This is a genomic window from Thiomonas bhubaneswarensis, assembly GCF_001418255.1.
Taxonomy (GTDB): Bacteria; Pseudomonadota; Gammaproteobacteria; order Burkholderiales; family Burkholderiaceae_C; genus Thiomonas; species Thiomonas bhubaneswarensis.
In genome coordinates this window covers 43,497-66,244 of sequence record NZ_LIPV01000005.1, presented here as the reverse complement: position 1 = coordinate 66,244, position 22,748 = coordinate 43,497, and the positions used below count along the sequence as shown (strand labels likewise).

The 22,748-nt window shown below is 63.1% G+C and carries 27 protein-coding genes; 17 read left to right on the top strand and 10 right to left on the bottom strand.

Features of this window, described 5'->3' with window-relative positions:
* Nucleotides 1–3 precede the first annotated feature (3 nt).
* The 14 genes from ASC45_RS07815 to ASC45_RS07750 all read left to right on the top strand — a co-directional run bounded on the left by ASC45_RS07815 (nucleotide 4) and on the right by ASC45_RS07750 (nucleotide 14,153).
* Nucleotides 4–924 (top strand): RodZ domain-containing protein, encoded by a 921-nt coding sequence (locus ASC45_RS07815; RefSeq protein WP_055450481.1) that lies wholly within the window; start codon nucleotides 4–6, stop codon nucleotides 922–924.
* A 10-nt stretch (nucleotides 925–934) separates the two neighbouring features.
* Complete coding sequence (gene ispG / locus ASC45_RS07810) at nucleotides 935–2,218, top strand: flavodoxin-dependent (E)-4-hydroxy-3-methylbut-2-enyl-diphosphate synthase (RefSeq protein ID WP_055450480.1); 1,284 nt, start codon at nucleotides 935–937, stop codon at nucleotides 2,216–2,218.
* A gap of 5 nt (nucleotides 2,219–2,223) precedes the next feature.
* A complete protein-coding gene (gene hisS / locus ASC45_RS07805) occupies nucleotides 2,224–3,504 on the top strand; it encodes a histidine--tRNA ligase (RefSeq protein WP_055450660.1) in 1,281 nt (426 codons plus the stop codon).
* Between the two features lie 42 nt (nucleotides 3,505–3,546).
* Nucleotides 3,547–4,185 carry a YfgM family protein gene (locus ASC45_RS07800; RefSeq protein WP_055450479.1) on the top strand — a complete coding sequence of 213 codons (639 nt, stop codon included), beginning with the start codon at nucleotides 3,547–3,549 and terminating at the stop codon, nucleotides 4,183–4,185.
* Nucleotides 4,182–5,354, top strand: coding sequence for an outer membrane protein assembly factor BamB (gene bamB / locus ASC45_RS07795; protein ID WP_055450478.1), 1,173 nt, complete (start codon nucleotides 4,182–4,184; stop codon nucleotides 5,352–5,354). Before ASC45_RS07800 ends, bamB begins: the two co-directional genes overlap by 4 nt.
* 171 nt (nucleotides 5,355–5,525) lie before the next feature.
* Nucleotides 5,526–6,920 (top strand): ribosome biogenesis GTPase Der, encoded by a 1,395-nt coding sequence (gene der / locus ASC45_RS07790; protein WP_055450477.1) that lies wholly within the window; start codon nucleotides 5,526–5,528, stop codon nucleotides 6,918–6,920.
* 106 nt (nucleotides 6,921–7,026) lie between these two features.
* Nucleotides 7,027–7,272 (top strand): RNA chaperone Hfq, encoded by a 246-nt coding sequence (gene hfq, locus ASC45_RS07785; RefSeq protein WP_013123378.1) that lies wholly within the window; start codon nucleotides 7,027–7,029, stop codon nucleotides 7,270–7,272.
* Nucleotides 7,247–8,437 (top strand): GTPase HflX, encoded by a 1,191-nt coding sequence (gene hflX, locus ASC45_RS07780; RefSeq protein WP_055450476.1) that lies wholly within the window; start codon nucleotides 7,247–7,249, stop codon nucleotides 8,435–8,437. Before hfq ends, hflX begins: the two co-directional genes overlap by 26 nt.
* A 107-nt stretch (nucleotides 8,438–8,544) precedes the next feature.
* Entirely contained in the window at nucleotides 8,545–9,864 is a 1,320-nt protein-coding gene (gene hflK, locus ASC45_RS07775; RefSeq protein WP_055450659.1) for an FtsH protease activity modulator HflK, read from the top strand.
* A 10-nt stretch (nucleotides 9,865–9,874) separates the two neighbouring features.
* On the top strand, nucleotides 9,875–10,765 hold the full coding sequence (hflC, locus tag ASC45_RS07770; protein WP_055450475.1) for a protease modulator HflC: 891 nt from the start codon (nucleotides 9,875–9,877) through the stop codon (nucleotides 10,763–10,765).
* A gap of 52 nt (nucleotides 10,766–10,817) precedes the next feature.
* Complete coding sequence (locus ASC45_RS07765) at nucleotides 10,818–11,003, top strand: DUF2065 domain-containing protein (protein WP_055450474.1); 186 nt, start codon at nucleotides 10,818–10,820, stop codon at nucleotides 11,001–11,003.
* A 49-nt stretch (nucleotides 11,004–11,052) separates the two neighbouring features.
* Complete coding sequence (locus tag ASC45_RS07760; protein ID WP_055450473.1) at nucleotides 11,053–12,219, top strand: ATP phosphoribosyltransferase regulatory subunit; 1,167 nt, start codon at nucleotides 11,053–11,055, stop codon at nucleotides 12,217–12,219.
* A gap of 30 nt (nucleotides 12,220–12,249) precedes the next feature.
* Nucleotides 12,250–13,572 carry an adenylosuccinate synthase gene (locus ASC45_RS07755; protein ID WP_055450472.1) on the top strand — a complete coding sequence of 441 codons (1,323 nt, stop codon included), beginning with the start codon at nucleotides 12,250–12,252 and terminating at the stop codon, nucleotides 13,570–13,572.
* A gap of 56 nt (nucleotides 13,573–13,628) precedes the next feature.
* Nucleotides 13,629–14,153, top strand: a complete 525-nt coding sequence (locus ASC45_RS07750; RefSeq protein ID WP_055450471.1) for a phosphoribosyltransferase — start codon at nucleotides 13,629–13,631, stop codon at nucleotides 14,151–14,153.
* 24 nt (nucleotides 14,154–14,177) lie between these two features.
* On the opposite strand, the gene ASC45_RS07745 is transcribed toward ASC45_RS07750, so the two are convergent.
* A complete protein-coding gene (locus ASC45_RS07745) occupies nucleotides 14,178–14,702 on the bottom strand; it encodes a DUF4124 domain-containing protein (RefSeq protein WP_055450470.1) in 525 nt (174 codons plus the stop codon).
* 156 nt (nucleotides 14,703–14,858) lie between these two features.
* On the opposite strand from ASC45_RS07745, the gene guaB reads away from it, so the two are divergent.
* The 3 genes from guaB to ASC45_RS07730 all read left to right on the top strand — a co-directional run bounded on the left by guaB (nucleotide 14,859) and on the right by ASC45_RS07730 (nucleotide 19,494).
* Nucleotides 14,859–16,334, top strand: coding sequence for an IMP dehydrogenase (gene guaB, locus ASC45_RS07740; protein WP_055450469.1), 1,476 nt, complete (start codon nucleotides 14,859–14,861; stop codon nucleotides 16,332–16,334).
* A gap of 42 nt (nucleotides 16,335–16,376) precedes the next feature.
* On the top strand, nucleotides 16,377–17,981 hold the full coding sequence (gene guaA, locus ASC45_RS07735; protein WP_055450658.1) for a glutamine-hydrolyzing GMP synthase: 1,605 nt from the start codon (nucleotides 16,377–16,379) through the stop codon (nucleotides 17,979–17,981).
* A gap of 304 nt (nucleotides 17,982–18,285) precedes the next feature.
* Complete coding sequence (locus ASC45_RS07730) at nucleotides 18,286–19,494, top strand: tyrosine-type recombinase/integrase (RefSeq protein WP_055450657.1); 1,209 nt, start codon at nucleotides 18,286–18,288, stop codon at nucleotides 19,492–19,494.
* Here the strand turns inward: ASC45_RS07730 and ASC45_RS15505 are convergent.
* From ASC45_RS15505 to ASC45_RS07695, 9 genes are read right to left on the bottom strand one after another with little or no spacing between them, the layout of a single operon-like run.
* Complete coding sequence (locus ASC45_RS15505) at nucleotides 19,469–19,717, bottom strand: helix-turn-helix transcriptional regulator (protein ID WP_072243012.1); 249 nt, start codon at nucleotides 19,715–19,717, stop codon at nucleotides 19,469–19,471. The genes ASC45_RS07730 and ASC45_RS15505 overlap by 26 nt on opposite strands.
* Nucleotide 19,718: 1 nt before the next feature.
* A complete protein-coding gene (locus ASC45_RS07725) occupies nucleotides 19,719–20,249 on the bottom strand; it encodes a nucleoside 2-deoxyribosyltransferase (RefSeq protein ID WP_055450468.1) in 531 nt (176 codons plus the stop codon).
* A complete protein-coding gene (locus tag ASC45_RS15730; RefSeq protein WP_156346981.1) occupies nucleotides 20,246–20,419 on the bottom strand; it encodes a hypothetical protein in 174 nt (57 codons plus the stop codon). Before ASC45_RS15730 ends, ASC45_RS07725 begins: the two co-directional genes overlap by 4 nt.
* Nucleotides 20,419–20,697 carry a hypothetical protein gene (locus ASC45_RS07720; protein ID WP_055450467.1) on the bottom strand — a complete coding sequence of 93 codons (279 nt, stop codon included), beginning with the start codon at nucleotides 20,695–20,697 and terminating at the stop codon, nucleotides 20,419–20,421. Before ASC45_RS07720 ends, ASC45_RS15730 begins: the two co-directional genes overlap by 1 nt.
* A 20-nt stretch (nucleotides 20,698–20,717) precedes the next feature.
* Nucleotides 20,718–20,945 carry a hypothetical protein gene (locus tag ASC45_RS07715; protein WP_055450466.1) on the bottom strand — a complete coding sequence of 76 codons (228 nt, stop codon included), beginning with the start codon at nucleotides 20,943–20,945 and terminating at the stop codon, nucleotides 20,718–20,720.
* 14 nt (nucleotides 20,946–20,959) lie between these two features.
* On the bottom strand, nucleotides 20,960–21,268 hold the full coding sequence (locus ASC45_RS07710) for a hypothetical protein (RefSeq protein ID WP_055450465.1): 309 nt from the start codon (nucleotides 21,266–21,268) through the stop codon (nucleotides 20,960–20,962).
* A gap of 11 nt (nucleotides 21,269–21,279) precedes the next feature.
* A complete protein-coding gene (locus ASC45_RS07705) occupies nucleotides 21,280–22,062 on the bottom strand; it encodes an HD domain-containing protein (protein ID WP_055450464.1) in 783 nt (260 codons plus the stop codon).
* Entirely contained in the window at nucleotides 22,062–22,268 is a 207-nt protein-coding gene (locus tag ASC45_RS07700; protein ID WP_055450463.1) for a hypothetical protein, read from the bottom strand. The genes ASC45_RS07705 and ASC45_RS07700 overlap by 1 nt, the downstream gene beginning before the upstream one ends.
* Nucleotides 22,269–22,280: 12 nt before the next feature.
* Nucleotides 22,281–22,745 carry a single-stranded DNA-binding protein gene (locus ASC45_RS07695; RefSeq protein WP_055450462.1) on the bottom strand — a complete coding sequence of 155 codons (465 nt, stop codon included), beginning with the start codon at nucleotides 22,743–22,745 and terminating at the stop codon, nucleotides 22,281–22,283.
* Between the last annotated feature and the right edge of the window lie 3 nt (nucleotides 22,746–22,748).

Genomic DNA, 22,748 nt, shown 5'->3' with positions numbered 1-22,748 from the left:
GCCATGACAGAACCCTCTGCGGAACTCATCGCCAGCCGCGTCAAGGCGGGCGCAGCCTTGCGCGATGCCCGTCTGGCAGCCGGACGCAACCTCGAAGAGCTGGCGGCGCAGCTCAAGGTGGCTCCTGCCAAGATTGAAGCGCTGGAGGCCGGCGACTGGTCCGCATTACCCGATGACACCTTTGGCCGGGCGCTGCTGCGCAGTTGCTGCAAGGTGCTGAGAGTCGACGCACAGCCTCTGCTCGATTCTCTGCCCGGCGCGCCGGTGCTACACAGTCCGGCGCCAGTGATTGAGAGCGGCGCTGCCGATCTCTCCGCGCGCGTTCCCGAGCGGCCCTTGCCTCGGGCTGCCTCGGGGGGGCACCGTTCGCGTGGTTTGCTCTGGCTGGCCATCTTGATCGTGGTGATCGCGGCGCTGGTGTATTTCTGGCCTGCCTTGCGCGGCCTGACCGAATCCGCCATGCCGGGCTCGGCGCAGCCCGAGACCCAAAAGTCGGGCGTGGTGGAACATGTGGTGCCGACGGGGGCGCAGCCCTCGATGTCGGCGAGTTCGCAGCCCGTTCATGCCGAAACATCCTCGCTGGGACTGCAGGCTTCGCCATCGATCTCGACGTCGGCGGTTGCGGCGTCGGCCCCGGCGCGACCGGCATCTTCAGCGTCTGCCGCGGGAGCTGCAGCGGGGGCATTGTTGCAATTCGCTGCGACTGCTCCGAGCTGGGTACAGGTTACCGCCCGTGACGGCAAGGTGATCTTTTCACAATTGCTGCAGGCGGGTGCCTCGCAGAGCGTGCAGGTACCTGCGGGAAGTGCGCCGTTGTCCGTCGTGGTGGGCAACGCCCCGCAGACCACCGTGACCTATGCGGGCAAGCCGGTCGATCTCGCTCCGGACACGCGGGCCAACGTCGCCCGGTTCACGCTGAACTGAAGGTTTGCGCATGGAACTGCTCGACCCTCCGATTCCCGAAGCCCTGCCTTCGCGCCACCGCACGCGTCAGGCGCGCGTGGCCTGGGGCGATCATGTCGTGACCGTCGGGGGCGACGCGCCGGTGCGCGTGCAGTCCATGACCAATACCGATACGGCCGACGCCATCGCCACGGCGATTCAGGTCAAGGAGCTCGCCGCCGCGGGGTCGGAACTGGTACGCATCACGGTCAACACGCCAGAAGCCGCTGCCGCCGTGCCGGCCATACGCGAGCATCTCGACCGCATGGGCATCTCGGTGCCGCTCATCGGCGATTTTCATTACAACGGCCATCGTCTGCTGAGCGAGTTTCCCGACTGCGCCCGGGCGCTGTCCAAATACCGCATCAACCCGGGCAATGTCGGCAAGGGCGAGAAAAGAGACCGGCAGTTCGGGCAGATGATCGACATCGCCATGCTGCACGACAAACCCGTGCGCATCGGGGTGAACTGGGGCAGTCTCGATCAGGAACTGCTCGCCGACCTGATGGACGCCAACGCCAAGCGCGCCCAGCCCTACGAGGCGCGACAGATCATGGCGCAGGCGCTGGTGCTGTCGGCGCTGGAATCGGCCGAGCGCGCTCGGGAACTGGGCATGAGGCCCGAGCAGATTCTGTTGTCCTGCAAGGTCTCCAATGTGCAGGATCTCATCACCGTGTACCGCGCCCTGGCCGCGCGCTGCGACTATCCGCTGCATCTTGGCTTGACCGAGGCGGGCATGGGCACGCGCGGTGCCGTGGCCTCGACGGCGGCGCTGGCGGTGCTGTTGCAGGAGGGCATCGGCGACACCATTCGCGTCTCCCTCACCCCCGAGCCCAACGCGCCGCGAACCCAGGAGGTGGTGGTCGCGCTGGAAATCCTGCAGGCCATGGGCCTGCGCGCCTTCACCCCCAGCGTGACCGCCTGCCCCGGCTGCGGCCGCACCACGAGTACCTTCTTTCAGGAACTGACCCAGAGCATCGACGGTTTTCTGCGAGCGCAGATGCCCGTCTGGCGCAGCCGCTACCCCGGTGTGGAGCAGATGCGGGTGGCGGTGATGGGCTGTATCGTCAACGGCCCGGGCGAGAGCAAACATGCCGACATCGGCATCAGCCTGCCGGGTACCGGCGAAGCACCCGCGGCGCCGGTGTTCATCGACGGCGAAAAGCGCATGACCCTGCGTGGCGACAACATCGCTGCCGAATTCCAGACCATCGTCGAACAGTACGTTCAACAGCGCTACGGCGCGTCTCATCGCCAGCCTGAACAGGCGGCTTGAATTTCATGGCAGACAAACTCAGTGCCGTCAAAGGCATGAATGACATCGTGCCGCCCAAATCGGCGGCCTGGGAATGGTTCGAGGAGCAGGTGCGCGCGCTCATGGGCAGCTACGGCTATCAGAACCTGCGTACCCCCATCCTGGAATACACACCGCTGTTCGTGCGCGGCATCGGCGAAGTGACCGACATCGTCGAGAAGGAGATGTACAGCTTCATCGACGCCCTCAACGGCGAGCCGCTCACCCTGCGGCCCGAAGGCACTGCCGCCGTGGTGCGCGCGTGCATCGAGCATTCCCTGCTGTACGACGGCGGCAAGCGGCTCTGGTACACCGGGCCGATGTTCCGCCATGAGCGGCCGCAGCGCGGACGTTATCGCCAGTTCCATCAAGTCGGTGCTGAGGCGCTGGGCTTTGCCGGGCCGGACGTCGATGCCGAGCTCATCCTGATGGCGCGCCAGCTCTGGAAGCGTCTTGGTCTGAGCGAGTTGGTCAGCCTCGAAATCAACTGCCTTGGCCAGGCCGACGAGCGGGCGCGTCATCGCGTGGCGCTGATCGAGTATCTCGAAGCCCATGTCGATCAACTCGACGAGGATGCGAAGCGGCGCATGCACAGCAATCCATTGCGCGTGCTCGACACCAAGAACCCGGCGATGCAGGCGCTGGTCGAGGGCGCGCCCAAACTCATCGACTATCTCGGCGAAGCGTCTCTGGCCCATTTCGAGGGTGTGCAGGCCTTGCTGCGCGCCGCAGGTCAGTCGTTCACCCTCAACCTGCGGCTGGTGCGCGGCCTCGATTACTACAACCTCACCGTGTTCGAATGGGTGACCGATCGTCTGGGCGCGCAGGCCACGGTCTGCGCCGGTGGCCGCTACGACGGCCTGATCGAACAGATCGGCGGCAAGCCCACGCCGGCCTGTGGCTGGGGGCTGGGCATGGAGCGGGTGCTCGAACTGCTGGGCGAGGCGGGTCAGCAGCCCCCTGTCAGCGCTCCGCATGCCTATGCCGTGCTCACCCAGCCCGAACTGATGTCCCGCGCCATGCCGCTGTGCGAAGCGCTGCGTGCGGCCGGGGTGCGGGTGCAGTTGCACATGGGCGGCGGCAGCATGAAATCGCAGATGAAAAAGGCCGACGCCAGCGGCGCCCGCTGGGCCCTTGTGTTCGGCGAGCAAGAAATGCTGTCGGGGCAGGTCGGCATCAAGGATCTGCGCGGGGTGCAGGACGGGCAGCAGCAGCAGCGCCTGGTTCCGCTGGTGCCGATCGAGGGTCTGGTCTCCGCTCTGCTCTGAGCGGTCCAACTAACATAGCCGCTTTCCCTCACCGATCCTCCCATGAGCTACAACTTCGAAGAACAAGAACAGATTGCCCAGATGCGCCATTTCTGGGAGCGTTGGGGCACCCTGATCTCGGCTGCGGTGCTGGCGGTTGCACTGGGCTTTGCCGGGTATTATGGCTGGCAGTGGTGGCAGCGCAGCGAAGGCGCCAAGGCTGCGGTGGTGTTCGAGCAGGTGCAGGCTGCGATTCAGAGCAACAGCCCCGACAAGATCGAGCAGGCTTGGGCCGTGATGCAGAGCAAGGCGCCGGGTAGCGCTTACGCAGGCATGGCGGCGCTGGCCGTGGCCAAATCGCTGCACGATTCGGGCAAGAACGCCCAGGCGATCGACGCGCTCAAGTGGGCCGCCGAACATGCATCGGGTCCGAGCGAGCGCGCCGTGGCCCGCCTGAATCTGTCGGCCCTGCAGATCGACGCCAAGCAGTACGCCGAAGCGAGCAAGACCCTGGCCGACGTGCCCGAGGCGTCCTTCGCCGCATTGTTTGACATGCGCCGCGGCGACCTGGCGATGCTGCAGGGCCAGCGCGACGCGGCCCGTTCCGCCTATGAGGCCGCGCTCAAGGCACTTCCCGCAGACGCCCCGGAGCGAGATGCCATTCAACGGCGGCTCCAATCGGTTGGAGGGAGCGCAGCATGAGCGCGATGCAACAACACACCGCAAGCAGGAAGCGTCGACTCCTCTTGAGCCGAGGCCGCGTAGCCCTGCCGCTCATGCTGGTGGCTCTGCTGGCCGGTTGCGCCTCGGGCTCCAAGCCGCCCGAGCCGACGCCGCTGACGCCGGTGGCCAACATCCTCACCGTCAAGCAGGTCTGGACGCAGCGCATCGGCGAGGTTCCCGCCTGGTTCCAGACGGCAGTGCTGCCCGATGGGGTCGTCGTCGCCTCGGCGGATGGCCATGTCGAGCGCCTGAACAGTGCCACCGGGCAAATCGTGTGGTCGGCCAAGGTGGCTGCGGGCATCAGCGCAGGCACAGGCAGCGACGGCACGTTCACCGCCGTGGTGGACAAGAACAACGGCCTCGTCTCGATCGGTCCGAAGGGACAACTGCTGTGGCGCTATCAGTTGCCCGCCACGGTGCTCACCCCGCCGTATGTGATCGGTGGCCGCATCATCGTGCAGGCGGCGGATCAGCGCGTTTTCGCCTTTGATGCCGCCAGTGGCAAGCGACTGTGGCAAGCCGACAGCCGCGCGGCCTCGCTGCTGGTGCAGCAGGCCGGAGGCATCGTGTCGCGCGACGGTGTGGTGATGATCGGCACCGCGCTCGGTCGTGTCGACGCCTATGCCCTCAGCGACGGCCTGCCGCGCTGGCAGGTCACGCTGGCGCGCCCCCGCGGCGTCACCGAAGTCGAGCGCGTGGTGGGCATCACCGGCCAGCCGGCGATTCTGGGCTCCACGGTCTGCGCGCGCGCCTACCAATCCGCCGTGGGCTGCGTGGACGCCGACACCGGCCGCATGCTCTGGTTCCGAGATGCCAACGGCTATACGGCCTTGAGCATGAACGATCAGGAGGTCGTCGGCACGCAGGCCAATGGCGACGTGCAGGCCTACTCGGCCACCGACGGTGTGCCCAGCTGGACCAACTCGCAGCTGAAATACCGTGACCTCAGCGCACCCCTGCTGGTCGGACGCACGGTGGCGGTGGGCGATTACCAGGGCTACATCAGCTTTCTCTCGGCCAAGGACGGCAGCATCGTCGGCCGCGTCGCCACCGACGGCAGCGCCATTCAGGCCACGCCCGTGGTGGTGGGCAAGACCATGGTGGTCGTCACGGCCAAGGGCGGCATCTACGCCTTCGTGCCTGACTGAGAGCTTGTGAACCTTTCAGCCATGTCCGCCTTGCACGCCAAAACGCCCCCGTTCTTCGTTGCAAATACTCGCCATAGCTCGGGCTATGGCTGTGCTTTGCGCCTCGACCGGGGGCGTTTTGACGCGCCTTTCGGCCACGGCCGAAAAATTCACAAGCTCTGATCGGCTGGCATGACCCCCATCGTTTCCCTGGTGGGCCGACCGAACGTCGGCAAGTCCACCCTGTTCAACCGGCTGACCCGGTCGCGCGATGCCATCGTCGCCGACATGCCCGGCCTCACCCGCGACCGCCATTACGGCATGTTGCGCATGGCGCAGCGGCCGGTCATCGTGGTCGATACCGGCGGCTTCGAGCCCGTGGTCGATACGGGCATCGTGCATCAAATGGCACGGCAGACCCGGCAGGCCATCGCCGAGTCCGACTTGGTGGTGTTTCTGGTGGACCTTCGCACCGGGTTGAGCCCGCAAGACCTGCACATCGCCGCCGAACTGCGCAAGACCGGCAAGCCCATTCTCCTGGCGGTGAACAAGGCCGAAGGGCGCCACGGCCACCCGGCGCTGGCCGAATTCCACGAACTGGGCCTGGGCGAGCCCTTCTCCATCAGCGCCGCCCATGGCGACTCGGTGCCCGATCTGCTGGAACGCATATTGAAGGCTTTGCCGACCGACCCGTCGGCGGACTTGCCGGAGAGTCAGGAAGCGAAGAGCCTGCCCGACGCGGCGACTGACGCGGCAGCGGCAGGTGCTGCGCCTCGCGTTCACAGCCTGCGACTGGCCATTGCCGGGCGGCCGAATGTGGGTAAATCCACGCTGGTCAATGCTCTGGTCGGCGAGGAGCGGGTGATTGCGTTCGACATGCCGGGCACGACGCGCGATGCGATCGAGGTGCCGTTCGAGCGCGATGGTCGCAAGTTCACCCTCATCGATACCGCAGGTCTGCGCCGCAAGGGCAAGGTTTTCGAGGCGGTGGAGAAGTTCTCGGTCATCAAGACACTGCAGGCGATCGAGCAGGCCAATGTCGTCGTGCTTCTGCTCGACGCCACCGAGGGCGTTTCCGACCAGGACGCGCATATCGCCAGCTTTGCCGTCGAGGCGGGCAGAGCGCTGGTGCTGGCGGCCAACAAGTGGGATGCGGTGGATGCCTATGGTCGCGAGCGGCTGATGGTGGCGATCCGCCAGCGCCTTCCCTTCGTCGGCTTTGCGAAGTTTCACAGTATTTCCGCGCGTACCGGCGCGGGGCTGAACGGGCTGATGAAATCGGTCATCGCCGCCCACGCCGCCGCCTACCGCAAGCTGCCCACGCCCAAGCTCACCCGCGCCATCATCGAGGCCGTGGCGCAGCAGCAGCCGCCGCGCTCGGGCCCGGTGCGCCCCAAGCTGCGCTACGCCCACCAGGGTGGCACCAATCCGCCCATCATCGTCATTCACGGCAGCGCGCTTGATCGCGTGCCCGCAACCTACACCCGCTATCTGGAGGGGCAGTTGCGTGAAAAATTCGACCTTACGGGCACGCCTTTGCGGGTGGAATACCGCAGCAGCGCGAATCCTTACGCCAAAGACGCCTGAAACCCGGCTCCGCTGCGGCGGCTCTCGCCACTATGTTATTTTGCAGCCTCTTGCATTCCAGACCATGAATGCCATTTAAGCTTTCCTCACGACAATGGAGAATAAGATGAGTAACAAAGGGCAGTTGCTACAAGACCCCTTCCTGAACCTGCTGCGCAAGGAGCACGTTCAGGTGTCGATTTACCTGGTCAATGGCATCAAGTTGCAAGGACATATCGAATCGTTCGATCAATACGTCGTGCTGTTGCGCAATACCGTGACCCAGATGGTCTACAAGCACGCCATTTCCACCGTCGTTCCCGCCCGTCCGGTCTCGTTCCAAATCGGTGAGCAAGAAGCACCCGCAGCCTGAGGGGCCCAAAGGACCTGAACGCGCTGCCCTGGTCAGCGTGCAACAGCGCCGCCCTTCGTCCGATGACGCCCTGGCTGAGCTCGAGCTGCTCAGCTCATCCGCAGGCTATGCCCTGGCGGGCGAGTTGTCGTGCGTGCGGGCCCGCCCGGACGCCGCGACCTATATCGGCTCTGGCAAGGTGGATGAACTGAACGAGCTGGTCAGTGCCACGTCTGCGGACACCATCATTTTCGACAACGCGCTCAGTCCGATCCAGCAGCGCAATCTCGAGAAGGCGCTGGGCAAGCCCGTGATCGACCGCACCGGCCTGATTCTCGAAATCTTCGCCCGCCGCGCGCAGAGTGCCGAGGGCAAGATGCAGGTCGAGCTCGCCCGGCTCGAACATCTGGCCACCCGACTCGTGCGAGGCTGGACTCACCTCGAACGGCAGACCGGCGGCATCGGGGTGCGAGGTGGCCCAGGTGAAAAGCAGATCGAACTCGATCGCCGCATGCTCGACGACAAGATCAAGATGCTCCGCACCCGTTTGGGCAAACTCGGTCGCCAGCGCATGACCCAGCGCCGTGCGCGCGGGCGCACCGGGGCTTTTCGCGTGGCCCTGGTCGGCTACACCAACGCAGGCAAGAGCACCCTGTTCAACGCGCTGACCAAGTCGAAAATCTATGCGGCCGACCAGCTTTTCGCCACGCTCGACACCACGACGCGCAAACTCTATCTGGCCCCGCAGGTGAATGTCACCCTGTCGGACACGGTGGGTTTCATCCGCGATCTGCCGCACACGCTGATCGAGGCGTTCAAGGCCACGCTCGAAGATACCTTGCAGGCCGATCTGCTTCTGCACGTGGTGGACGCGAGTTCACCGCATCTGGGCGAACAAATGGACGAAGTGCGCGCTGTGCTGCGTGAGATCGGTGCGGATGACATTCCGCAATTCTTGATCTACAACAAGTCTGACCTGCTGCCCATGAACCTATCGGTTACAAATGGACACAATGAAGTCGAGGGCATCGAGGTGCGTGCTAGCATGCCTCGGTTTGCCGTCAGCGCCTTGACCGGCGCCGGTGTGGCCTCCCTCAAAAGTGCGTTGCTGGAAGCGGTCTTGGCCGATCCGCGCTTTCAGTCTTCTGCTTCAGCCTTGTCGGACCCTACTCACATTTCCGCATGACTCCCTCACGTTTCTTGCGTGCCTCGCCTTCCACACAGGCTCCGCGTGCTCGTCTTCTTCGTCTCTCGTGGCAGCGTGTACGGTCTCTCGGCTGGCGCCCTTCGCGCCTGTTCAATCTCAACGATCCGCGTTGGGGCAAGGATGAAGGCGCCGGTGGCCAGCAAAGCAACAACAATCCCGACCCCAACCGTCGCCCGGGCAACCAAGGCGGCCCGCCCGATCTCGACGAACTCTGGCGCGATTTCAACCGCAAGCTCAACGGTTTGTTCGGCAAGAAGCGCGGCGGCGGAAACGGAGGTGGCATGCCACCGCAGCGCCCCGATCTGTACCCTTCGGCCAAGGGCATGGGCGTGGGTTTCATCGTTCTCATCCTAATCGGCGTTCTGGGCTGGCTTGGATCTGGCTTTTTCATCGTGCAGGAAGGTCAGCAGGCGGCGGTTACGCGCTTCGGCAAGCTGGCCTACATCACGGATGCCGGTTTTCACTGGCGGCTTCCCTATCCCTTCGAGGCTGACGAGATCGTCAACGTGTCTCAGGTGCGCTCGGTCGAGGTCGGGCGCGGAGGTGAGGTCAGGGCGACGGGTCTGCCCGAGTCGGCCATGCTGACCGAGGACGAAAACATCGTCGATGTCCGGTTCGCCGTTCAGTACCGCATCGACAATGTGGTGGACTACCTCTACAACAACCGCAGCCCGGATGACGCCGTCTCCCAGGCCGCGGAAACCGCTGTGCGCGAAGTCGTGGGCAACAAGACCCTCGACTATGTGCTTTACGAAGGACGCGAACAGGTCGCCAGCGACGTGCAGGCGCTGACGCAGAAAATCCTCGACCGCTACAAGACCGGCATCGTCATCACCACGGTCACGCTGCAGAACGTGCAGCCACCCGAGCAGGTTCAGGCGGCTTTCGACGACGCCATCAAGGCCGGCCAGGATCGCGAGCGTCTGAAAAATGAAGCGCAGGCGTATGCCAACAACGTGATTCCGCGTGCGCAAGGCACGGCCTCGCGCCTGATCCAGGATGCCGAAGCCTACAAGGCCCAGGTGGTGGCGCAGGCGCAGGGTGATACCTCGCGCTTTGATCTGATCCTGCAACAGTACGAAAAGGCGCCGCAGGTCACCCGCGAGCGCATGTATCTCCAAACCATGCAAGACATCCTTTCCAACGTTTCCAAGGTCATGGTGGATTCGCGCAACAACAATAACCTGCTCTATCTGCCGCTAGACAAGCTGCTGCAGCAGTCGGCCGCCAAGACCCCGTCGGCCACCGTTGCGCCCGCCGCGCCCACTGCCGTGCCCGCGCTGCCCGCCGCATCGACGGGGGCCGCGCCCGCGGCACCGGACAGCTCGGCTTCCGCGTCCGGCGTGTCGTCATCCTCCAGCTCAAGAACCTCGCGTGACACCCTGCGCGAGCGCAACTTCCAGTGAGGGCTGAACGATGAACAAAGTCATTCTTGCTCTCGTGGCCGTGGTCGTGGCCATTCTGGTGCTGTCTTCCAGTCTTTTCGTCGTCGATCAGCGGCAGTTCGCAGCGGTGTTCGGTTTGGGTCAGATCAAACGGGTCATCAGCACGCCGGGTCTGTACTTCAAGATTCCGGCGCCGTTCGAGAACGTGGTGTTTCTCGACAAGCGCATCCTGACTCTGCAGAGTCCCGATATCGACCGCTTCATCACCGCCGAGAAAAAAAATGTGGTGGTGGACTGGTATCTGAAGTGGCGCATCACCAATCCCACCGAATTCATCCGCAGCTATGGCGGCGACCAGCGTCGTGCCGGCGACAGGCTGTCGCAGATCGTCAAGGCGGCGCTGAACGAGCAGATCACCAAGCGCACGGTGCGGCAGGTGCTGGCCTCGCAACGTGATCAGGTCATGAAAGATGTGCAATCGAACATCGCCAAGGACATTCAGGGCACGGGGATCCAGATCGTCGACATGCGCCTGACCCGGGTGGATTTCGTCGCTTCCATTACCCAGTCGGTCTACCGGCGCATGGAAGCGGAGCGGCAGCGCGTCGCCAACGAACTGCGCTCGACGGGCTATGCCGAGGCCGAGACCATACGCGCCGAAGCGGACAAGCAGCGCGAGATCGTGATCTCCCAAGCCTACAGCAAGGCCCAGACCATCAAGGGCCAGGGCGATGCCGAAGCGTCGTCGATCTACGCCAAGTCGTTCGGACAGAACCCGCAGTTCGCCGAGTTCTATCGCAGTCTGGAGGCTTATCGCGCCAGCTTCAACAACAAGTCCGATGTGGTGGTGCTCGATCCGAGCAGCCAGTTCTTCCAGTTCTTCCGCGGGCCGGGTGGCAGTTCGGCAAAACCTGCGAAATGATCGGCTTGCGTGAGACAGCCCTCGCCCGAGGCTGTCTCGCGCAGGAGACAGCGTGCAAGGCACTTTGTTTCTCGCTCTCGCTCTGGTTTTGATCATCGAGGGGCTGATGCCTTTGCTGTTTCCAAGGCAATGGCGTCAGTTGTTTCAGCAGATCATGCTGCTGACCGATGGTCAACTGCGCTTCATCGGACTGCTCTCGGTCGTCGTCGGCCTTCTCCTGGTGGCCGTCCTCAAGTAAGCTGATGGGTTGGCACGCGTGATCGTGCCCCAACTTTCCAGCATGTTTCATGAGCAATTGGCGTCTTCCTGAGTATTTTTCCGATGTGCTGCCGCGCGAGGCGGCCGTCATCGAACACCTGCGCCGAGCCTGCCTCGACACAGCCAAGGGCTACGGCTACGCGCTGGTCATGCCGCCGCTTCTTGAGTTCGTCGACTCACTGCTGTCGGGCACCGGGCAGGATCTCGACTTGCAGACCTTCAAGCTGGTCGATCAACTCTCGGGACGCACGCTGGGGCTGCGTGCCGACATGACGCCTCAGGCAGCACGCATCGATTCGCATTTGCTGAACCAGGAAGGCGTGACCCGGGTGTGTTACTGCGGCAGCGCGGTTCGCACCCACCCGGAAGGCGTGCACGCCAGCCGGGAGATCCAGCAGTTCGGCGCGGAGCTGTACGGCCATGCCGGTCTCGAGGCCGATCTCGAAGTGCAATGCCTGGCGCTGGATTGCCTGCGATTGGCCGGTGTGCAGCAGGCCGCGCTCGATCTGGCCGACAATCGCATCGTGCGGGGCGTGCTCTCCGGTATGCTCCTCGGCCCGGAGGACATGGTGGCCATTCTGGATGCGCTGGCCAACAAGGATGCAGGCGAGTTGCGCCTTCTGACGCGCGACTGTACCGCCGCGCAGCGCGCCGCCATCCTCGCGCTGCCCGAACTCTACGGCGATGCCGACGTGCTCCATGAAGCTCGGCGCACATTGCCTCAGCACGCCCTCATCCTCCAGGCCCTGGATGATCTTTCGGCGCTGGCCGCCCATCACCGGCAACAAGGTTCGCAGGTGCAGATCGACCTCGCGGACATGCGCGGCTACCGCTATCACAGCGGCGTGATTTTCAGCGTCTATGCCCGAGGCTACGCGAACGCCGTCGCGCGAGGCGGGCGCTATGACGAGGTCGGCGCCAGCTTTGGCAGACCTCGCGCGGCGACGGGTTTTTCGATGGATCTGCGCGAGGTGGCGGGTTTTGCCACGGCGCCTCAGCCCGGTTCGCCCATCGTGGCCGAGTGGACGACGGCGCCGGGTCTGGCCGACGCCGTTGCCGATTTGCGGCAGCGTGGTGAAACCGTGGTGCAATTGCCATCGGGTCAAGCCCACGATGTGCGGACGTTCCCGCGGCAACTGGTTCTGCGGGCAGGTAGGTGGCAGGTGGAAGACCGCAGCGGATCTTCACAGGTTTAAGTACGGACTGATTTCTGAAAGAACACACGCGTGAATACTGGTCGTCATGTGGTCGTAGTGGGCACCCAATGGGGTGACGAGGGCAAGGGCAAGGTCGTCGACTGGCTGACCGACCATGCCCAGGGCGTGGTGCGTTTTCAGGGCGGTCACAATGCGGGTCATACCCTGGTGATCAACGGGCAGAAGACCGCGCTGCAGCTCATTCCCTCCGGTGTGATGCGCGAGGGTGTCGCCTGTTATGTAGGCAATGGCGTGGTGGTCGATCCCGAGCATCTGCTGGGTGAAATCTCAAGGCTCGAAGCGGCCGGTGTGGAGGTGCGCTCACGTCTGCACATCAGCGAGTCCTGCCCCGTCGTGCTGCCCACCCATGTGGCGCTCGACAAGGCGCGCGAAATCCGCCGTGAAAGCGACGGCAGTGGCAAGATCGGCACGACCGGCAAGGGCATCGGGCCAGCGTATGAAGACAAGGTCGCGCGACGCGCCATCCGCCTGCAGGACCTCAAGCATCCGCAGCGCCTTCAGACCAAGCTCGCCGAGGTGCTCGATCTGCACAACTTCGTCCTCAAGCACTACCTGCACACCGACACGGTCGATGCGGCCATGGTGATGGATCAGTTGCTCAAATCCGCCGAGCAGGTTCGCCCCCTGCTTGCCGACGTGGGTTACAGCATCCACCAGGCCCATCAGCGCGGCGACCGGCTGTTGTTCGAGGGCGCGCAAGGCTCGCTGCTCGACATCGATCATGGCACCTATCCTTTCGTGACCTCGAGCAATTGCGTCGCTGGCACCGCAGCGGCGGGCTCGGGCATAGGGCCGGGCATGCTGCATTACGTGCTGGGCATCACCAAGGCCTACACCACCCGGGTGGGCAGCGGCCCCTTCCCAACGGAACTGCCCACGACCGAGGCGGGCAGCGTGGGACATCATCTCTCCAGCGTGGGTCAGGAGTTCGGCACGGTGACCGGGCGGGCCCGGCGCTGCGGCTGGCTCGATGTTGCCGCGCTCAAACGCGCCGTGATCATCAACGGGGTTTCCGGGCTGTGCATCACCAAGCTCGATGTGCTCGACGGTCTGCCGACCATCCGCGCCTGCGTGGGCTACACCCTCGACGGCGAGCGACGTGATGTCCTGCCGCTGGATGCCGACGAGATCGAGCGCTGCGAGCCGATCTACGAAGATTTCCCGGGATGGACGCAGAGCACCAAGGGTCTGACGACCTGGGATCAACTGCCCGCCCAGGCGCGCAACTATCTGCAACGGGTCGGCGAGCTCATCGGTGCGCCGATCGACATGGTGTCCACCGGGCCGGATCGCGAGCACACCATCGTGCTGCGCCATCCGTTTCAGGCCTGAGTTTTCAACGCGCCTCGGGCATACTTCATTTCCCATACGTTCACAAAGGTTCGGCCATGCTCAGCGAGGACGGCAAGCATCTCTATGTTTCCTGGGACGAATACCACGCCCTGATCGAAAAACTCGCACTCAAGGTGCATGCTTCGGGCTGGGAGTTCGATCAGATTCTTTGCCTGGCGCGTGGAGGCGTCCGGCCTGGAGACATTCTGTCGCGGATTTTCGACAAACCGTTGGCGATCATGTCCACCAGTTCCTACCGCGAAGGTGCCGGCACGGTGCAGGGTCGGCTGGACATCGCCCGCTACATCACCCTGCCGCGCGGCGAACTCGAAGGGCGCGTGCTGCTGGTGGACGATCTGGCCGATTCGGGTGAAACCCTCAAGGCGGTTGAAACTCACCTGCGCCAGGGCAGCGGCAAGATCACCGATCTGCGCAGTGCGGTCATCTGGGTCAAGGGCATTTCGACTTATCTGCCCGAGTACTACGTCGACATGCTGCCCACGAGCCCGTGGATCCACCAGCCCTTTGAAGAGTACGATGTGCTGCGTCCGGCCCGTCTGGCCGAGCGCTGGAAAATCTGACCGCCGAGATCGACTGCCGCCGATTCAGCGGCAATACTGCGAGATGAGATTGGCGATGCGGGCGCGTTCCGCATTGCGCTGCGCATCGTCCATGATGACGCGCTGCCCCTGCGCGTCGATCTGCACCATGCGCTGGCCGCTGTCGAGGACCTGAAGTTGCTGTTGAGCCTGCAGGCAGTTTTGCTGGTTCTGCAACGCGACGGCCTGTTGCTGCTGCAGCTTGGCCTGCGCCTGAGCCTCCTGCTCGGCCTTTTTCTTCTCGGCGATTTTTTGCTCCAGCTCGCTTGCGGCCGGATGAGGCTTGCTGGCTGCAGTTCCTGGAGGCTGGGCTTGCACCAGCGCGGGTGAGGGCTGCGCCGGACGCTGCAGGATGTCGCGAGCCGGGACGTTGTCGGGCGGCGGGACATCGCTGTAATGCATCACTCCCTGGGCATCACGCCATTTCCACTGCGCGGCCTGGGCGGCCTGGCCGAGCAGCAGGCAGGGCAGGGCGACGGCCAGAGCCGCGAGCGGCGCGCGGGACAGTGCGGATTGCAGAAATGTGTGCATGATGATTCCCCCCGGAATGGGTCATAGCTTAGCGCTTTTAGTACTGGCGCCAAGCGCCGCCTCATGGACAGTCAGGGCTCGATCGGGTGGGCTCTGCGCATGACAGGTGTTGAGGCGATCTTCGCCCCTATAATTTCCTTTTGCACGGAGGCATCTATGCGTCTTGTAGGAAAAGCGCTGACTTTCGACGATGTGTTGTTGGTCCCCGCGTATTCCCAGGTGTTACCCAAAGACACCAGCCTTGCGACTCGCCTGACTCGCAATATTTCCCTCAACATTCCTCTGGTGTCCGCTGCGATGGACACGGTGACCGAATCGCGACTGGCGATCGCCATGGCGCAGGAGGGGGGCATCGGCATCATTCACAAAAACCTCTCCGCCAAGGCACAGGCCACGGAGGTGGCCCGCGTCAAGCGCTTCGAGTCGGGCGTGCTGCGCGATCCCATCACCATCTCTCCCATCGTCAAGGTCAGAGATGTGTTGCAGCTGTCGCGGCAGCACGGAATTTCGGGGTTCCCGGTGATCGAGAACGGCAAGGTCGTGGGCATCGTGACCAACCGCGATCTGCGGTTCGAGACCCGTCTCGATATGCCAGTGCGCGACATCATGACGCCGCGCGAGCGCCTGGTCACCGTGCCCGAGGGCGCGCCGCTGGAGCAGGCCAAGGCCCTGATGCATCAGCACAGGCTGGAGCGGGTTCTGGTGGTCAACGCCGACTTCGAATTGCGCGGCCTGATGACGGTCAAGGACATTCAGAAGGCCACCGAACGGCCCAACGCCGCACGCGATCCGCAGGGCAAGCTCCGGGTCGGCGCCGCGGTGGGCGTGGGCGAGGGCACCGAAGAGCGCGTGGAAGCGCTGGCCAATGCCGGTGTCGACGTGATCGTGGTCGATACCGCGCACGGCCACAGCCAGGGGGTGCTCGACCGTGTGCGCTGGGTGAAGCGAAATTTCCCGCAGATCGAAGTCGTGGGCGGCAATATTGCCACCGGGGCTGCTGCGCTGGCCCTGGTCGATGCTGGCGCCGACGGGGTGAAGGTCGGCATCGGTCCGGGCTCGATCTGCACGACCCGCATCATTGCTGGGGTGGGCGTGCCGCAGATCACCGCCATTGCCAATGTCTCCAAGGCGCTCGAAGGCAGCGGTGTGCCCCTGATTGCAGACGGTGGCATCCGCTACTCGGGTGATATCGCCAAGGCGATCGCCGCAGGCGCTTCCACCGTCATGATGGGCAGCATGTTCGCGGGGACCGAAGAGGCGCCGGGAGAGGCCATTCTGTATCAGGGCCGCGCCTACAAAGCCTATCGGGGCATGGGCTCCATCGGGGCGATGAAGGCTGGATCTGCCGATCGGTATTTCCAGGATGGTGCCGAGACGACTTCGGCCTCCGGGAACGAGAAATTCGTGCCCGAGGGCATCGAAGGGCGCGTGCCGCACAAAGGGCCGCTCGTGGCCATCATCTACCAGCTCGTCGGCGGTGTGCGCTCGTCCATGGGCTATTGCGGATGCGCCACGATCGAGGCGATGCGGGGGCAGGCCGAGTTCGTGCAGATCACCGCAGCCGGCATGCGTGAAAGTCACGTCCATGATGTGCAGATCACGCAGGAAGCGCCCAACTATCACGTCGACTGATCTCCTTTGCCCACCGCCGACGTCAAGTCGGCGCTTGTTTTCATGCACGACAAAATCCTCATTCTCGACTTCGGATCCCAGGTGACGCAGCTCATCGCGCGTCGCGTGCGTGAAGCCCAGGTGTATTGCGAGATTCACCCCTGCGACGTGAGCGACGCTTTCGTGCGTGACTTCGCGCCCAAGGGCATCATTCTTTCCGGCAGTCACGGCAGCACTTACGAAGACCACGAACTGCGGGCGCCGCAGGCGGTGTGGGATCTGGGGGTGCCCGTGCTGGGCATCTGCTACGGCATGCAGACCATGGCCGCGCAACTCGGCGGCAAGGTCGAGTGGAGCGATCACCGCGAATTCGGCTATGCCGAAGTGCGCGTCCGAGGCCACACACGTCTGTTCGATGGCATCGAAGACTTCCGCACCGGCGAAGGTCACGGCATGCTCAAGGTGTGGATGAGCCACGGCGACAAGGTGACCGAGCTGCCGCCCGGCTTCAAGCTCATGGCGTCCACGCCGAGTTGCACCATCGCGGGCATGGCCGACGAGGCGCGCGGTTACTACGCGGTGCAGTTTCATCCCGAAGTCACCCATACGGTGCAAGGCAAGGCCATGCTCACGCGTTTCGTGCGCGAGATCTGTGGCTGCCGGGGCGACTGGGTCATGGGCGACTACATCACCGAAGCCGTGCAGAAAATCCGCGAGCAGGTGGGCGACGAGGAAGTCATCCTGGGCCTGTCCGGCGGGGTCGATTCGTCCGTGGCTGCCGCGCTGATCCATCGCGCCATCGGCGACCAGTTGACCTGCGTGTTCGTCGACCACGGCCTGCTGCGCCTGCACGAGGGCGACATGGTGATGGACATGTTCGCGGGCAAGCTGCACGCCAAGGTCATTCGCGTGGATGCGAGCGAGCTGTTCCTCGGCAAGCTCGCCGGGGTGACCGATCCCGAGAAAAAGCGCAAGATCATCGGCGGCCTGTTCGTCGATGTGTTCAAGGCGGAGGCCGAGAAGCTCAAGGCCAGCGGACAGGGCCACAAGGGCGCGACCTTTCTGGCCCAAGGCACGATCTACCCGGACGTCATCGAATCGGGCGGGGCCAAGAGCAAGAAGGCCGTGACCATCAAGAGCCACCACAACGTGGGCGGCCTTCCCGAACAACTCGGCCTCAAACTGCTGGAGCCGCTGCGCGAGCTGTTCAAGGACGAAGTGAGGGAACTGGGCGTGGCCCTGGGGCTGCCGCACGACATGGTCTACCGCCACCCTTTCCCGGGGCCGGGTTTGGGCGTGCGCATCCTGGGCGAGGTGAAGAAGGAATACGCCGATCTGCTGCGCCGGGCTGATGCCATCTTCATTGAAGAACTACGCTCGACCCTCGATGCCGACAGCGGCAAGAGCTGGTACGACCTCACCAGTCAGGCCTTCGCCGTGTTCCTGCCGGTCAAGAGCGTGGGCGTGATGGGCGACGGCCGTACCTACGACTATGTGGTGGCGCTGCGCGCGGTGCAGACCAGCGACTTCATGACCGCCGACTGGGCCGAACTGCCCTATGCGCTGCTCAAGAAGGTGTCCAGCCGCATCATCAACGAGGTGCGCGGCATCAACCGAGTGACCTACGACGTGAGCTCCAAACCGCCAGCGACCATCGAGTGGGAATGATTCCACGTCGGGCAGTGGCTGGCATCACAAAGCATCAAATCGTGCGTAAGTTATCGTCAACATTGAATTGTTTTCTCGGTATAGTTGCATTGACAGGCATCGAGAGGCAACGCCAAGCACCATTTTTTAATGGCATTGTGGGTGGTACTATTTCTTTCTGATGCCATGAGTTGTACCTGATGCCATGTCGCATTGAACGAGCGACATGGTATGAAAACAGCATAAACATCTGATATTAAAGGTGTTTTTTCTGTTTTTCGGGATGTTTAAATCATGGTATTGGAACTCGCGCGGGGCCAAGACCATGCTGACTGATACCAAACTGCGAAGCCTCAAGCCGCAGGACAAACTCTACAAGGTGAACGACCGGGATGGCCTCTATGTGGCCGTCACCCCTGCGGGATCCATATCCTTCCGCTACAACTACTCGATCAACGGTCGGCAGGAGACCATCACGTTCGGACGCTATGGCGTCGGCGGCATCACTCTGTCGGAAGCCCGTGAACGCCTGGGCGAGGCCAAGAAGATGATTGCGGCCGGGAAGTCACCTGCAAGGGAGAAGGCGCGAGAGAAGGCACGCGTCAAAGACGCCGAAACCTTCGGTGCGTGGGCGGAAAAGTGGCTGCGTGGCTACCAGATGGCCGACTCCACCCGCGACATGCGCCGGGCGGTCTATGAGCGCGAGCTAAAACCTAAGTTTGGCAGCCAGAAGCTGGTCGAAATCACGCACGAAGACCTGCGGGCGCTGACCGATGCCATCGTGGAGCGCGGTGCACCAGCTACCGCGGTGCATTCGCGTGAAGTCGTTCTCCAGGTCTACAGGTGGGCGATCGAGCGTGGCCAGAAGGTCGAGAACCCAGCAGAGTTGGTGCGCCCCACCTCCATCGCCAAGTTTGAGCCGAGAGATCGTGCACTGACGCCCGATGAGATCGCCCTGATGTACCAGTACATGGAGCGCATCGGTACCGCGCCATCCATTCGGGCGGCGGCCAAGCTGCTGTTACTGACGATGGTGCGCAAAAGCGAGCTGACGAACGCGACGTGGAGCGAAATCAATTTCAGCGAGGCGCTGTGGACGATCCCAAAAGAGCGCATGAAGCGGCGCAACCCGCATCTGGTGTTCCTGTCCAGGCAGGCGCTGGACATCTTCATTGCTTTGAAGACCTTTGCCGGTGGTTCAGACTATGTGCTGCCGTCGCGCTATGACTCTGATATGCCAATGAGCAGCGCGACGCTCAACCAGGTGTTGACGCTGACGTACAGGCTTGCTCAGAAGGAGGGGAAACCCCTTGCGAAGTTTGGGCCTCACGACCTGCGGCGAACGGCAAGTACGCTGCTGCACGAAGCCGGATATAACACCGATTGGATCGAAAAATGCCTTGCCCACGAGCAACGTGGTGTGAGGGCCGTCTACAACAAGGCCGAGTACCGAGAGCAGCGCACAGCCATGCTGCAAGACTGGGCTGACATGATCGACGAGTGGACGGTCAAGCGGTCGCGGCCATGTGAGTAATGCCAGGGCGCGTGGCATGCGTCCCAGATGATTTACGCGCCTCGATCCATTCTTCAACCTCGGCCAAGTCCCACGCGACGTTTCTGCTGGTTAGAGCGATGCGGCGGGGAAACTCTCCCCGCTGTTCCATGTTGAAGATGGTTCGCTCAGATAGCGGGATCATTGCCAGAAGTCTTTTGCGGTTGATTAACACTTTATTGGGTTTTGTATGTACAGGACTCATTTCACATCCCCACGCACGGTTGCACCGCATCTACCAGCCGTTCCACCGCCTCTCCCGCCGTTGGCATGATCGGGAAGCTGCACGCCAGCATCAGGTTGGCTGGCAGCCCGAAGTCCTCCACCAATCCGCCGTCGAGCTTGTCGCGTGCGCGGCCATCACAGTCGTGCCAGACCTTGCGCAGCATGGCTGACCGCTCTGCTGTGTGCCAGTAGTCGCCGATCCAGCCAGCCACTGGCTTGCCGATGGCGTAGGCGAAAGCTGCCTCGAATACTGATCCGCTATCCGGTTCCGAGCCGCGGAATGGGCTCAGGTTCACCAGTACCGCATCACAGATGCGCAGAAGCCGCAGATTGTGCTGATAGATTTGTTCTGCTGCGGGAAGTGGCCCCTCTGTGTGCAGCTCAAGGCCATCAATCGGCGCCACAGCATCCAGACCGGCTTGTGCGCATGCCGCCCGCAGCCGGGCATATCGCTCCTCCCGATCCTCGAAAAACAGGTCTGGTCCGGCCAGATAGACGCGTGGCTTGCTCATCGACGCTTTCCTCCGAATATTTTTGCCGTAACCCACACTGCAGCAATCGCGACAATCGCTAGTCCGGCCGTCTGCACGATCGACAGATGCCGCGTTGTCTTGAAAATCACGTCATAGACCAGCCCATGCACCACCGAGCTGACGATCATGTGCCCGATGTCCAGATGCATCACGCATCCTCCAAAGCGATTCCCTGGGCCATCACCGCAGCCAAGCTGGCGACGGCAGATACGCATGCATCCCGATGTGGCAGGTGCCCCCACCGCAAAGATGCCAAAGCAGCCCGTGCGGGCTGAAGCCCGATCGCGCTATGGCCCAGGGCTTGCATAGAGGACTCCGCCTGGTCGAGGCGGCGAATGGCCGCTTCGATGTCGGCCGGGGAGGGCCGCAGGCCGATGCGCGCGAAGGCGATCACCCGTTGCGGAAGTTCGAGCAGGTCGTTGTGCATGGCTGTTCCTTAGTTTGGTGTTACATCCGCCTGACGCGGGACATCATCCGGCGAATCTTGAATTCCCAGGCAGCTTGCCTGTAAACGCCCCACAGCCGCTTTCCGATTGCCCAAAGCAGTCGGCCCAGCGAGAAGAGAATGGGCGACAGGACAATCAGCTTGACCCAGAGCGGCGCCATCAAGAACAGGTGGCCGAGGGCGTAAAGCACGATCATCATGATGACGATGGTCACTCCGGCGTTCTGCATGTTTGTTCCTTTCGTCAGAAGGCGCCCGGCTGCGTCTTTGCGTTCTGCATGCGCTGGTAATACGCATTGGCTGCGAGGTCGCATGCCGGGTCATAGGTCTTTGCCTGCTCCTTGACGAGGGGGTTCAAGTAGCCGTTGTTCGCTTTGCACCAGATGTTTTCTTGGTCGTTCTCCTTGGGGTGTGCGACGAACCAAGCCTGATCGTGGCCACTGTATGGGCTGGGGCCGCTGCTTGTCGTCGAAGAGACACTTGGCGTTGACTTACCGCATCCCGCCAACAGCCCAGCGGACAGCAGCGCGACTAATGCAATCGAATGTTTCATTGAAAACTCCCTCAAGTCGTGAAAATGGAAGAACGGGCACCGCAAGCCTCCCTGAGCATGAAAAATTGCTCCAGAAATAGCGCAGCCCAACGCTGTGGTGTCGCGCCCACCAGAGCAGCATGCCCATCGTGCGGCGCAACACCTTCAAGTATGGCCCACGGTTGGTTGACGTTCATGTCAAACCGTAATACATCCCGCCGTTCTGTCGCCAGCGCCACACGATCTGCATGCTTCACGATGTCACGCCAGTCATTCATCGCATCACGCAAGCCGAACGCATCCAAGACAGAATCCTCAGCTTGGTGTTCGAGATCAGCCCATGTTGCTCCAAGCGCGGCCTTGATCGGTGTTGGCACATCGCCGACATAGGCCTCATGCGCGTCATGCATCAGCCCGCACAGCATGGCCTCCGCCGGTGCGTCCATCGATTCCAGGATGCGTACCACCAACAGGCTGTGCTGTGCCACCGAGTAGTGCTCGGTACAGTGCCCGCCGAAACGGCAGATCAGCGACAGCGCGTGAGCGATGTCTGCGATTTGCACGTCACGCACCCTTAACCTGCCGGGCAAATAATCGATGCCCGAATGGGACATCATGTGCATCGGCAGGCTAGTCTGCGGTCGGCTCCCGAGCCATGCTGATGCCTCGGCCTGTGCATCGTCGTAGGCTTCGAGGTCTGATTCGCCAGCAGGAAAAATGCCACCGCCGATTTCCTCGCCGTTCTCCAGGAGGCGCAATCGCCAGCCGCCGCCAAGCTCATCGGAGCGGGGTTCTATTCGGTAGCCGTAGTCCATCACAGCCGCGCCTCCACGCTGCTGCGACCAAGCATGGGCATCGGAGCAGCGCCCTGCGCGATGCGCTCTGCGCGGGCAAGAAGACCCTGTGCATAGCCGCGCCGGTAAGCATCGCGCCGCCACAGCGCAGGATCGGGGGCGCGCCCGGCGCTGCCATCGCGCTCCCCTACGAGGGAATAGTCCACTTTGAATGGCCTGTAGAACATGGTCGGCGCTCCTCAGATGTCCTCTGTGTCGGGTTTTATGGTGAATGTCGCCTTGGACATGTCCACCGGCCTGCGGGCCGCAGCGACTGGCGCGGCAACAGCCTGCTCAGGCTGCGCCTGCGTCTGTTCTTGCGGCTGCGCCCCGGATTTACCACCCAGCAGGATCAGGTCAGTGCCAACCACCTCGGGCGTGAAGCGTTCAACGCCGCCCTTGTCTTCCCATTTCCGGGTGCGCAGGTAGCCTTCAACGAAGCACTGGCTACCCTTTTTGAGGTAATCGGAGGCGATTTCGGCACGGCGGTCATAGAAGACGACGCGCGTCCATTCGGTCTCTTCCTGCCGCTCGCCGTTCTTGTCCTTCCAGACGCGAGTTGTGGCAATTTGCAGATGGGCGACGGCCAGGCCGTCCGGTGTGTAGCGCACCTCCGGGTCGCGACCGAGGTGGCCGATCAGTTGAACCTTGTTGAGAGAGGACATGCT

Bases quoted from the DNA above. Each gene is read 5' to 3' on its own strand.
- ispG (WP_055450480.1), top strand. From the start codon at position 935: ATGGAACTGCTCGACCCTCCGATTCCCGAAGCCCTGCCTTCGCGCCAC.
- guaB (WP_055450469.1), top strand. From the start codon at position 14,859: ATGCGTCTTGTAGGAAAAGCGCTGACTTTCGACGATGTGTTGTTGGTC.
- ASC45_RS07800 (WP_055450479.1), top strand. From the start codon at position 3,547: ATGAGCTACAACTTCGAAGAACAAGAACAGATTGCCCAGATGCGCCAT.
- hflC (WP_055450475.1), top strand. From the start codon at position 9,875: ATGAACAAAGTCATTCTTGCTCTCGTGGCCGTGGTCGTGGCCATTCTG.
- ASC45_RS15730 (WP_156346981.1), bottom strand. From the start codon at position 20,419: ATGCATCTGGACATCGGGCACATGATCGTCAGCTCGGTGGTGCATGGG.
- ASC45_RS07750 (WP_055450471.1), top strand. From the start codon at position 13,629: ATGCTCAGCGAGGACGGCAAGCATCTCTATGTTTCCTGGGACGAATAC.
- ASC45_RS07695 (WP_055450462.1), bottom strand. From the start codon at position 22,745: ATGTCCTCTCTCAACAAGGTTCAACTGATCGGCCACCTCGGTCGCGAC.
- ASC45_RS07710 (WP_055450465.1), bottom strand. From the start codon at position 21,268: ATGAAACATTCGATTGCATTAGTCGCGCTGCTGTCCGCTGGGCTGTTG.
- guaA (WP_055450658.1), top strand. From the start codon at position 16,377: ATGCACGACAAAATCCTCATTCTCGACTTCGGATCCCAGGTGACGCAG.
- ASC45_RS15505 (WP_072243012.1), bottom strand. From the start codon at position 19,717: ATGAGTCCTGTACATACAAAACCCAATAAAGTGTTAATCAACCGCAAA.
- bamB (WP_055450478.1), top strand. From the start codon at position 4,182: ATGAGCGCGATGCAACAACACACCGCAAGCAGGAAGCGTCGACTCCTC.
- hfq (WP_013123378.1), top strand. From the start codon at position 7,027: ATGAGTAACAAAGGGCAGTTGCTACAAGACCCCTTCCTGAACCTGCTG.
- der (WP_055450477.1), top strand. From the start codon at position 5,526: ATGACCCCCATCGTTTCCCTGGTGGGCCGACCGAACGTCGGCAAGTCC.
- ASC45_RS07730 (WP_055450657.1), top strand. From the start codon at position 18,286: ATGCTGACTGATACCAAACTGCGAAGCCTCAAGCCGCAGGACAAACTC.
- ASC45_RS07720 (WP_055450467.1), bottom strand. From the start codon at position 20,697: ATGCACAACGACCTGCTCGAACTTCCGCAACGGGTGATCGCCTTCGCG.
- ASC45_RS07745 (WP_055450470.1), bottom strand. From the start codon at position 14,702: ATGCACACATTTCTGCAATCCGCACTGTCCCGCGCGCCGCTCGCGGCT.
- ASC45_RS07705 (WP_055450464.1), bottom strand. From the start codon at position 22,062: ATGGACTACGGCTACCGAATAGAACCCCGCTCCGATGAGCTTGGCGGC.
- ASC45_RS07715 (WP_055450466.1), bottom strand. From the start codon at position 20,945: ATGCAGAACGCCGGAGTGACCATCGTCATCATGATGATCGTGCTTTAC.
- ASC45_RS07760 (WP_055450473.1), top strand. From the start codon at position 11,053: ATGAGCAATTGGCGTCTTCCTGAGTATTTTTCCGATGTGCTGCCGCGC.
- ASC45_RS07700 (WP_055450463.1), bottom strand. From the start codon at position 22,268: ATGTTCTACAGGCCATTCAAAGTGGACTATTCCCTCGTAGGGGAGCGC.
- hisS (WP_055450660.1), top strand. From the start codon at position 2,224: ATGGCAGACAAACTCAGTGCCGTCAAAGGCATGAATGACATCGTGCCG.
- ASC45_RS07815 (WP_055450481.1), top strand. From the start codon at position 4: ATGACAGAACCCTCTGCGGAACTCATCGCCAGCCGCGTCAAGGCGGGC.
- ASC45_RS07725 (WP_055450468.1), bottom strand. From the start codon at position 20,249: ATGAGCAAGCCACGCGTCTATCTGGCCGGACCAGACCTGTTTTTCGAG.